Annotated in this window: 7 protein-coding genes and 1 pseudogene; 6 read left to right on the forward strand and 2 right to left on the reverse strand. The window is 71.4% G+C overall.

Features of this window, described 5'->3' with window-relative positions; all coding sequences use genetic code 11:
* The first annotated feature begins 68 nt into the window (after window positions 1-68).
* From ACIRC0_RS34925 to ACIRC0_RS34935, 3 genes are read left to right on the forward strand one after another with little or no spacing between them, the layout of a single operon-like run.
* On the forward strand, window positions 69-1,337 hold the full coding sequence (locus tag ACIRC0_RS34925) for an aspartate aminotransferase family protein (RefSeq protein WP_403624626.1): 1,269 nt from the start codon (window positions 69-71) through the stop codon (window positions 1,335-1,337).
* Window positions 1,334-4,228, forward strand: a complete 2,895-nt coding sequence (locus ACIRC0_RS34930) for an FAD-binding and (Fe-S)-binding domain-containing protein (protein WP_403624628.1) — start codon at window positions 1,334-1,336, stop codon at window positions 4,226-4,228. The genes ACIRC0_RS34925 and ACIRC0_RS34930 overlap by 4 nt, the downstream gene beginning before the upstream one ends.
* Window positions 4,225-5,664 carry an NAD-dependent succinate-semialdehyde dehydrogenase gene (locus ACIRC0_RS34935; protein WP_403624631.1) on the forward strand — a complete coding sequence of 480 codons (1,440 nt, stop codon included), beginning with the start codon at window positions 4,225-4,227 and terminating at the stop codon, window positions 5,662-5,664. The genes ACIRC0_RS34930 and ACIRC0_RS34935 overlap by 4 nt, the downstream gene beginning before the upstream one ends.
* Window positions 5,665-5,806: 142 nt before the next feature.
* On the opposite strand, the gene ACIRC0_RS34940 is transcribed toward ACIRC0_RS34935, so the two are convergent.
* Both ACIRC0_RS34940 and ACIRC0_RS34945 read right to left on the reverse strand, forming a co-directional pair.
* Window positions 5,807-6,550: an IclR family transcriptional regulator gene (locus ACIRC0_RS34940; protein WP_403624654.1), complete on the reverse strand. Its 744-nt coding sequence runs from the start codon at window positions 6,548-6,550 to the stop codon at window positions 5,807-5,809.
* Window positions 6,551-6,810: 260 nt separating this feature from the next.
* Window positions 6,811-7,557 (reverse strand): IclR family transcriptional regulator, encoded by a 747-nt coding sequence (locus ACIRC0_RS34945; protein WP_403624657.1) that lies wholly within the window; start codon window positions 7,555-7,557, stop codon window positions 6,811-6,813.
* A gap of 272 nt (window positions 7,558-7,829) precedes the next feature.
* Between ACIRC0_RS34945 and solA the strand changes: the two genes are divergently transcribed.
* From solA to ACIRC0_RS34960, 3 genes and pseudogenes are all read left to right on the forward strand, one after another.
* Window positions 7,830-8,969: an N-methyl-L-tryptophan oxidase gene (solA, locus tag ACIRC0_RS34950; RefSeq protein WP_403624634.1), complete on the forward strand. Its 1,140-nt coding sequence runs from the start codon at window positions 7,830-7,832 to the stop codon at window positions 8,967-8,969.
* A gap of 2 nt (window positions 8,970-8,971) precedes the next feature.
* A complete protein-coding gene (locus ACIRC0_RS34955) occupies window positions 8,972-10,033 on the forward strand; it encodes a succinylglutamate desuccinylase/aspartoacylase family protein (protein ID WP_403624637.1) in 1,062 nt (353 codons plus the stop codon).
* A 185-nt stretch (window positions 10,034-10,218) separates the two neighbouring features.
* Window positions 10,219-10,481: pseudogene (locus ACIRC0_RS34960) on the forward strand (ABC transporter substrate-binding protein); the annotation flags it as partial.

The raw sequence follows: 10,481 nt of genomic DNA on the forward strand, positions 1-10,481 counted from the left end.
GCAGCCCTGGTCTGCGGAGATGCTCGGGGAGACCGACGCATACCGACGACCGAGGCCGGGAGCCGAACATGACCGCACTGTCGCCGCACCTTCGCCAGGCCACGCCCGTGGTGGCGGCCCGGGGCGAGGGCGTCCACCTCTATGGTGAGGACGGCCGCCGCTATCTGGACTTCACCGCCGGCATCGGCGTCACCAGCACCGGACACTGCCACCCCAAGGTCGTGGCGGCCGCGCAGGAGCAGGTGGGCACGCTGGTCCACGGCCAGTACACGACCGTCATGCACCAGCCGCTGCGGCGGCTGGTCGAGAAGCTGGGCGAGGTACTGCCGGCCGGCCTGGACAGCCTGTTCTTCACCAACTCCGGAAGTGAGGCGGTGGAGGCCGCGCTGCGGCTGGCCCGGCAGGCCACCGGCCGCCCCAATGTCATCGTCTGTCACGGCGGTTTCCACGGCCGTACCGTGGCCGCCGCCTCCATGACCACCTCCGGCACCCGCTTCCGGTCGGGTTTCTCCCCGCTGATGAGCGGTGTGGTCGTCACTCCGTTCCCGTCGGCCTTCCGCTACGGCTGGGACGAGGAGACCGCGACCCGCTTCGCCCTGAAGGAGCTGGACTACACGCTCCAGACGATCTCCTCTCCGGCCGACACGGCGGCGATCATCGTCGAGCCGGTGCTCGGCGAGGGCGGGTATGTGCCCGCGACCCGGGCCTTCCTGGAAGGGCTGCGGGAGCGGGCGGACCGGCACGGCTTCCTGCTGATCCTGGACGAGGTACAGACGGGCGTCGGCCGCACCGGCCGGTTCTGGGGGCACGAGCACTTCGGTGTCACCCCGGACATCCTGATCACCGCCAAGGGTCTGGCCAGCGGTTTCCCGCTGTCGGGGATTGCCGCCTCCGAGGAGCTGATGACCAAGGCGTGGCCGGGCTCGCAGGGCGGTACGTACGGCGCCAACGCCGTCGCCTGCGCCGCGGCCTGCGCCACCCTCGACGTCGTACGCGACGAGAAGCTCGTCGAGAACGCCGAGGCGATGGGCAAGCGGCTGCGCCACGGTCTGGAGGCGGTGGCGGACCGGACGCCGGGCATCGGGGACGTGCGGGGGCTCGGGCTGATGCTGGCCACCGAGTTCGTCACCGAGGACGGCAGCCCCGACCCCGAGACCGCCGCCCGGGTGCAGCGCGCCGCCGTGGATGAGGGCCTGCTCCTGCTGCTGTGCGGGGCCTGGAACCAGGTCGTGCGCATGATCCCGGCGCTCGTGATCGACGAAACGGCGGTGGACGAGGGCCTTCAGGCGTGGGCGACCGCGGTGGAGGTCGGCACATCCGGAGCGGCACGGCGATGACCGACACCACCACGGCCCTGGAGCCGGTGGTCGCGAGGCTCGCCGAGACCGCTCCCGGCCTGCGGGTGGAGACCGGCCCGGGTCCCACCGGCCTCTATGCCTACGACGCCTCCAACTACCGGGTCCCTCCGCGGGCCGTGGTCTTCCCCCGTAACGCCGACGACGTGTGCGCGGTGCTGCGTGCCTGCCGCGAAGCGGGCGTGCCGGTCACCGCGCGTGGTGGCGGGACGAGCATGGCGGGGAACGCGGTCGGGCCCGGCGCGGTCCTGGACTTCTCCCGGTACATGAACCGGATCCTGGACATCGACGTTCAGTCGCGTACGGCGCGTGTCGAGGCCGGGGTGATCCTGGACGCGCTTCGGTCCGCCACCGCCCCGCACGGGCTCACCTTCGGCCCCGACCCGTCCTCGCACAGCCGCTGCACCCTCGGCGGGATGATCGGCAATGACGCGTGCGGCAACCGGTCGGTGCGGCACGGACGCACCAGTGGCCATATCGAAGCGCTGGAGATCGTGACGGCCGACGGCGTGCGGGCCGTCGCCGACCGCACCGGCCTGCGCGCCGCCGACCCGAACGACACGGACGCGGTCCAGCGTGTCGCCCGGCTGGAGGCGGACGTACGGCGTCTGATCGACGCCAACCTGGCTCCGATCCGCACCGAGCTCGGCCGGATACCCCGACAGGTCTCCGGCTACCAGCTGCATCACCTGCTGCCCGAGCACGGCTTCGACATGGCCCGCGCCCTGGTGGGCACGGAGGGCTCCTGTGCGGTCGTCACCGCAGCGACGGTCCGCCTGGTGGCGACCGCACAGGTTACGGCCCTTCTCACTCTCGGCTACGACGACGTCGTCGACGCGGCCGAGGACGTCCCGGAGATCCTGCGCTGGAATCCGACCGCCGTGGAGGGCATGGACGAGGCGATCGTCGCCACCATGCGTGCCCGCCGCGGCCCGGACTCCGTCACCGGCCTGCCCGAGGGGCGTGCCTGGTTGTACGTCGAGCTCGATGGCGACGACGAAGCCGCGGTGAATGCCCGCGCCGCCGCACTGCTCGACGTGCTCAAGGCCCAGGGCCGCATGACCGGCGGGCGGGTCGTGGAGAACGCGGCCGAGCGGCGCTCGCTGTGGCGCGTCCGCGAGGACGGGGCCGGTCTCGCCGCGCGCCTGGTGGACGGCGGGGAGTCCTGGCCCGGCTGGGAGGACGCGGCGGTCGCACCGGAGAACCTGGCCGCATACCTGCGCGACTTCCGCGAGCTGCTCGCTGCCCACGAGTTGACCGGCGTGCTGTACGGACACTTCGGCGCCGGCTGCGTCCACGTCCGCATCGACTTCGACCTGGCCACGGACACCGGCCGGGCCGCCGCACGCCGCTTCCTGTCCGAAGCCGCCGCCCTGGTCGTCGAGCACGGCGGAACCCTGTCGGGCGAGCACGGGGACGGGCGGGCGCGCGGTGAGCTGCTTCAAGTCATGTACAGCCATCGCATGATCCGGGCGTTCGCCGCCTTCAAGGAGATCTTCGACCCGGAGGGGCTGCTCAACCCCGGCATCATCGTGGCCCCGGCCCGGCTCGACGCCGACCTCGCGCTGCACACGCCCACCGACGTGCTGCCCGTCGACACGCTCTTCTCCTTCCCGCACGACGAGGACGGCTTCGCGGGTGCCGTGCGCCGCTGCGTCGGTGTCGGCCGATGTCGCAGCGACGCGGGCGGTGTGATGTGTCCCAGCTACCGGGCCACGGGGGAGGAGAACGACTCCACCCGGGGCCGGGCCCGCCTCCTGCAGGAGATGGTCCGGAGCGGGACCGTCCAGGAAGGCTGGCGTTCGACCGAGGTCCGCGACGCCCTGGACCTGTGCCTGTCCTGCAAGGCTTGCTCCAGTGACTGCCCGGTCGGCGTCGACATGGCCACCTACAAGGCGGAGTTCCTGCACCAGCACTACAAGGGCAGACTCCGGCCCCGCTCCCACTACTCACTGGGCTGGCTGCCCCTGACCTCCGCCCTCGCCGGATACGCCGCCCGCCCCGTCAACGCGCTGCTGCGCGGACCGGTCGGCAAGCTGCTGGCCCGCCTTGGAGGCGTGACCACGAAGCGCAGGATCCCGGCCTTCGCCTCCCGGCGGACGCTGCGCAAGGTTCTGCGCGCCGCGCAGACCGGCGAACCTGCCAAGGCACTGCTCTTCGTCGACAGCTTCACCCGCGCCTTCCGCCCCGAGGTGGTAGGAGCCGCGAGCCGTGTTCTCGTCGACGCAGGAATCCCCTGCACGGCGCAGGACGACCTGTGTTGCGGCCTGACCTGGGTCAGCACCGGCCAGTTGTCCATCGCCCGCCGCATCATGGCCCGCACGGTGGCTCGTCTGGACAACGGCGACGACCGCCCCATCGTCGTGGCCGAACCCAGCTGCGCCGCCGCCCTCAAACGTGACGTGCCCGAACTCCTCGGCACCCGCGCCGCCCGCCGCGTCGCCGCCCGCGTCCACACCCTCACCGGCGCCCTGACCGACCTGGCGGCTCCCGACTGGACCCCACCGGAACTGCCTACGAGCGTCGTCCTGCAGACCCACTGCCACGAGTACGCCACCTTCAAGGGGCGCCACCCTCGCGACCTGCTCGGCCGCCTCGGCGTACGGAAGGTCGACGAGGCCGAGGGCTGCTGCGGACTCGCCGGGAACTTCGGCTTCGAGGAACAGCACTACGACACCTCGATCGCCGTCGCCGACCTGGCCCTGAAACCCCGCCTCGACGGCATCGACCAGGACGCACCCGTTGTCGTCGTGGCCGACGGCTTCAGCTGCGCCACCCAGATCGACCACCTCGCCGGTGACCGGGGCATCCGCGCCCTGCACCTGGCGGAACTTCTCGACCCCGCCGCCGACCGACCAGGAGAGACCTCATGACCGACACACCCACACAGTTGTTCATCGGCGGGGCCTGGGTGGACGCCGAGGACGGCGCCACCATGCCCGTCGACGACCCCGCGACCGGCGAGATCCTCTGCCACGTCGCCGACGCCGGGCCCAAGGACGCCCGGCTCGCGGAGGACGCGGCCGTGCAGGCCCAGGAGGAGTGGGCCCGTACGGCACCGCGGGTACGCAGCGAGATCCTGCGCCTCGCGTACGAGATCATCCTCGAGCGCACCGACGAACTCGCGCACCTGATGACGGCCGAGATGGGCAAGCCGCTCGCCGAGGCCAGGGGAGAGGTGGCGTACGCCGCCGAGTTCTTCCGCTGGTTCTCCGAGGAGGCCGTCCGCATCGACGGCGGCTACGGCACCCTGCCCGACGGCCGCAACCGCATGCTGCTCTCCCGCCGCCCGGTCGGCCCGTGCCTGCTGATCACCCCGTGGAACTTCCCCCTCGCCATGGGCACCCGCAAGATCGGCCCGGCCATCGCGGCAGGCTGCACGATGGTGCTCAAGCCGGCCCCGCAGACCCCTCTGTCCAGCCTGGCGCTCGCCGCGATCCTCAAGGAGGCCGGCCTGCCGGACGGCGTGCTGAACGTCGTCACCACCTCCCGTGCGGGCGAGGTGTGCGAACCGCTCCTGCGCGGCGGGCGTATACGCAAGCTCTCCTTCACCGGCTCCACGCAGGTCGGGCGGCTCCTGCTGGCCCAGTGCGCCGACACGGTCGTACGGACCTCGATGGAGCTGGGCGGCAACGCCCCGTTCATCGTCTTCGGCGACGCCGACCTGGACAAGGCCGTGGACGGTGCGATGGTCGCCAAGATGCGCAACATGGGCGAGGCGTGCACCGCCGCCAACCGCTTCTTCGTACACCACTCGGTGGCGGAGGAGTTCGGGCGGCGCCTGGCCGAGCGCATGGGCGCGCTGGTCGTGGGCCCCGGCACCCGGGACGGGGTCGATGTCGGCCCGCTGATCGACAGGGCCGGGCGCGCGAAAGTGGAGGAACTGGTCGCCGACGCGGTGGGGCGCGGCGCCCGGGTGCTCGTCGGCGGCCGTACGCCCGAGGGCCCGGGCTGCTTCTACCCGCCGACCGTGCTCACCGACGTCGACCCTGACAGCCGCCTGATGGACACGGAGATCTTCGGCCCGGTCGCCGCGATCCTCACCTTCGACGACGAGGACGAGGTCGTACGCCACGCCAACGACACCCCCTGGGGCCTGGTCGGCTACGTCTTCACCGAGGGCCTGGACCGCGCCCTGCGCGTCAGCGAGCGTCTGGAGGTGGGCATGGTCGGCCTCAACACCGGCCTCGTCTCCAACCCGGCCGCGCCGTTCGGCGGCGTCAAGCAGTCCGGGCTCGGCCGCGAGGGCGGCAGGGTCGGTATCGACGAGTTCCTGGAGTACCAGTACCTCGCGGTGCCCGTGCGATGAGGGCGGTGGTCCTGCCCTGACATACGCCCCATCGCGCACCGCGAGGGCCGCCCCGTGCCCGGCCGAACAGTCCTCCAGGCCGGCACGGGGATCGGCCTGCCCGGGTAATACGCGGCCGTCGTCCGGCCCGGGTCCGCCGCCCTCAGCGCAGATGGCGGGCGGTGATTTCCGCCGCGGTGTCGGTCACCAGTTGCCCCAACTCGGCGAGTCGGCCGGGCTCGAAGCGGGAGTCGGGCAGGGACACGGCCACGGCGGCCAGCGGTACGCCGTCACCGTCCAGGACCGGTGCTGCGATGGCACAGACACCCTGGAGGTACTGGTTGTGGTTGACGGCGTATCCACGGTCTCTCACGCGGCCGAGCTCCGCGCGCAACTCCACCGGGTCGGTGATGGTCTCCTCGCCGTAACCCTCGAGCGTGCCCGCCGTGAACTCGTCGATCTCGGACTTCGGCAGATGAGCGAGGACCGCGTGTCCGGTGGCCGTGGCGTGCAGGGGTGAGGTGTCGCCGATGGCGTGGAAGGTCCGTACGGCATGGTCGCAGTCGACGCGGTCGACGACGACCATGCCATGCAGGGCGTCGGGCACCGACAGGTGGATGGTCTCGTTCAGCGCGTCCCGGAGTCGGATCATGGGCTCGCGGGCGGCGGCGAACAGGCTGGAGCCCTGCAGGGCGGCGGGTCGTACGGCGAGGACGCGGGCGCCGATCTCCCAGCGGGTGGTGTCCTTGCGGCTGGCGCGCAGCCAGCCCGCCTCGTTGAGTGTGACCAAGGTCCGCTGCACGGTCGATTTGGGCAGGCCGAACAGCTTTGTCAGCTCTCCCACGGTGACGGGCTGGTGCTGGGCGACGGCTTCCAGGATGCGCAGCGACCTGGTGACGCTCTTCATCTCCATGCGGTGCCCCCGTCAGTTGCGTGGATTGGTGTGATCACCTCTTGACCCCCTCCCAGAGCCCTGGATCCGAGCCGTGCCGGATGTTAGCACAGTGTTCCACATTCCGGCATGTGTGGTGCAGTCGACCCACGCCGGGGCGAGGGAAGGGCCGGGCGCGAGGTGCTCGCTGCCGCGGCATGCACTGAGGGCCGGCTCCCACGTCGGTGCGTGGAGCCGGCCCTCACCGGTGGGGCTCTTGGGTCACCGCCTTCTGTTCAGCCCGCCATCAGGCGCCCGGAGATCTCCGCGGCCGTGCCGGCGACGAGGTGTCCCCACTCGGGCACCCGGTCCGCGTCGTACCGGGAATCGGGCATGGAGATGGCCACGGCGGCCAGCGGTGTTCCGTCCTCGCTGAGTACGGGCGCGGCGAGGGCGCAGACGCCTGGCCGGTACTGATTGCGGTTGACCGCGTAGCCGTCGCGGCGGATCCGGTCCAGCTCGGCGCGCAGTTCCTCGGGGTCGGCGGGAGTGGTGTCGCTGAAGCGTTCCAGTCCCCGCGCGACGAGATCCTCGACGTCCTGCTTCGGAAGGTGGGCGAGGACGGCGCGCCCGACAGCGGTGGCGTGCAGCGGAGAGGTGTCGCCCACGTTGTGGAAGGTCCGTACGGCGTGGTCGGAGTCGACGCGGTCCACGACGACCATGCACTGCAGGGTGTCGGGCACGGACAGGTGGATGGTTTCGTTCAGCGCGTCCCGGAGTCGGATCATGGGCTCGCGGGCGGCGGCGAACAGGCTGGAGCCCTGCAGGGCGGCGGGTCGTACGGCGAGGACGCGGGCGCCGATCTCCCAGCGGGTGGTGTCCTTGCGATTGGCGCGCAGCCAGCCGGCCTCCGCCAGTGTGACCAGGGTGCGCTGCACCGTCGACTTCGGCAGGCCGAAGATCTTCGTCAACTCCCCGACCGTGACCGGCTGATGCTGGGCCACGGCTTCCAGGATCCGCAGCGACCTGATGACGCTCTTCATTTCCATCCGGTTTCCCCCTGTTAATCCTCGAAATTTCTGCTGGACACCCTCTTGACTCCCCTCCGGGCCACTGCCATTCTCTGTGCCAGATTCTAGCACAGCATTCCACAATGTGGCACGGCTCTGGGGGTCCCGAGCCGAAACTCCGAGACAACGGGCGGCTGCGAGCCGCGGGCCTCCTCCGGGCCCGGCCCCGTCCAAACCACCTGGAATCGAACAGCCCCACGCCAGGGGCCCCAGCATGCGCCCCGGCGATACGAAAGGAAAGTCCTGTGTCAGCTGCCAGGAAGCGCGTCGCCGTCGTAGGCGTCGGAACGATGGGCAGCCAGGCCGCCTGGCGGCTGGCGGCCCGCGGCGCCGAGGTCGTCGGGTACGACCGGTTCGCCCCCGGCCACGACCGCAGTGCCGCCGGCGGCGAGACCCGCATCTTCCGCAGTGCGCACTTCGAGGACTCCCGGTACGTCCCGCTCCTCAAGCACGCCGACGCCCTGTGGGAGCAGCTCCAGCAGGAAACGGGCCGCGAGCTGCGCCGCCTGACCGGATGCCTGCTGATGGGGCCCACGGAGCACCAGCAGATGGCCACCGTCCTTCAGTCCATCGCGGAGCACGACCTCGACCACGAGGTGCTCGATGCCGAGGCGCTCGCCAAGCGCTTCCCGCAGTACCGCATCGAGGACGGCGACGCGGCCGTACTCGACCGCCGCGCCGGCTTCATCCGTCCCGAGCTTACGATCCAGACCGCGGCCCGCCGCGCCGAGCAGCTGGGCGCCGTGATCCACCGCTACACCACGGTCCGCGAGATCGTCCCCGTCGCGAACGGTGTCGAGATCCGCACCGACGCCGGCAGCGAGTGCTTCGACACGGCCGTCGTCACCCCCGGCCCCTGGGTCAACGACCTGCTGCCCGATCTGCCGTGGGACGTGGAGATCCGCCGCCTCGTCAGCGCCTGGTTCGTGCCCACCACCCCCGACGCCTGGTTCGGCGAGGAGCGCCCCGCCTTCATCCGTACGGCCCCCACGCACTGCTACGGCCTGCCCTCCCCGGACGGCATCTCCGTCAAGCTCGGCCTGTCCCGCGCCCTGCACCGGATCGCGGGCGACCCCAACCAGCTGGACCGTACGGTGCAGCCGCAGGAACTGGAGATCTTCTCCGAGCTGATCGGGCGTCACATGCCGGATCTGCACCCCGACCCGACCCGCCTCTCCGTCTACATGGAGGGCTATACCGAGAGCAGCCGCCCGCTGGTCGGCCCGCTGCCCGGCGCCGACAACGTCGTACTCCTCGCCGGGTTCTCCGGCCACGGCTTCAAGCTATCGCCCGCCTTCGGAGACATCGCGGCCGACCTCGCGCTGGACGGCACCTCCGAGCAGCCCATCGACTTCATCTCCACCGTCGGCCGCACGGAGGCATGAGCATGAACGACACAGCCCTCTCTGTCGGCTCCCTTCAGGCCCAGCCCGGCACCAAGGCGCGCGGCACCGTGCGGGCCGACCTCGGTACCCTCACCGTGGACATCCCGCTGACCCTGGTCAACGGCACCCGCCCCGGCCCCCGGGTCGTCATCACCGCGGGGGTGCACGGCGGCGAGTTCACGCCCATCGACGCCGCCGCGCGGCTGACGACCCTGCTGGAAGCCGGCGAGGTGCGCGGGCAGGTGATCATCTGTCCCGTCGCCAACCCGCCGGCGGTATACCAGGGGCGGCTCAACGTCTCCCCGCTCGACGGTGTGAACATCAACCGTGTCTTCCCCGGCGACCCGGACGGCAGCCCCACCGAGCGGCTGGCCGCCTGGCTCTTCTCTCACATCGTCGACGGCGCCGACGTCTTCGTCGACCTGCACTGCGGCGGCATCGACCAGGTCCTGCGGGACTTCGTCGGCTACCGCCTCACCGGTGACCCGGACCTCGACAAGGCGACCGCCGCGCTGGCAGGGTCCTTCGGTATCGAGGACGTCATCGTCGGACTGACGCCCGAGGGCGGCAACAGCCACGCGGCCGCCGCCCGCCGGGGCATCTCGGCGGTGCTCGTCGAGGTGGGCGCGCTCGGGCAGCGTGACGGGGCCACGGCTCGTCGCCGCGTCGACGGCCTCGTCCGGGCGCTGCGCCACCTGGGCGTGCTGGACCCGGACGGGATGACAGGCGCCGACGACCCGGCCCCGGCGACCGTCCGCGAATGGGTCTGGGCCGCCGGTGTCACGGCCGAGGCCGCCGGCCTGTGGTACCCGGAGTTCTCCGCCGGTGACAACGTGGCGGAGGGCGAGGTCCTCGGCCGGATCATCGATCCAGCCGACAGCCGGGAGCACAAGGTCTACTCCCCGGCCGACGGGTGGGTCGTCTACGGCATGCACGGTCTGACCGTCGCCACCGGCGCCGAACTGGCCGCCATCGCCACCACACGGAACCCCGACCAGGCGACGCACACCCTCCGGATGCCCGGCGTGGGAGCCGGATCCGACGAGGCGGATCCCCGCCCCTAGAACAAGGAACTCGTCAAGTCCGCGGACCAGGACGGCCTGGAGATGCTGGACCGCATCCGGGATCCCCTGATGCACGAACGCCCAGTCTGACGAGTTCCGGATCGCTCCAGCCCAGTTCCAAACAGCCACCCATCCGGGATCTGAGCGGCCTCCCAGCGCGCTTTCCCCTTGAGTAAGGAGCATTCATGCGAGTCACAAGACACTTGAGCGTCTCGATCGTCACGACGGCTTTGGCCCTCGCGCTCGCCGCGTGCGGGTCGGGCGGCACCGCGCAGAGCGTGGGGGCGAAGAGCACGGCGCGGGGCGGGGGTGCCGGTTCGTCGGCCGAGCACACCGACGACATCTCGGTCGGTGTGAAGCCGGATGCGAAGGCGGTGAAGCTGCTGCCCGCGGCGGTGAAGGCCAGGGGCACGCTCTCGGTGGCCATGGACCTGACCAGCCCGCCGAC

It is taken from the genome of Streptomyces sp. NPDC093984 (assembly GCF_044764595.1).
GTDB classification, from domain to species: Bacteria; Actinomycetota; Actinomycetes; order Streptomycetales; family Streptomycetaceae; genus Streptomyces; species Streptomyces cynarae.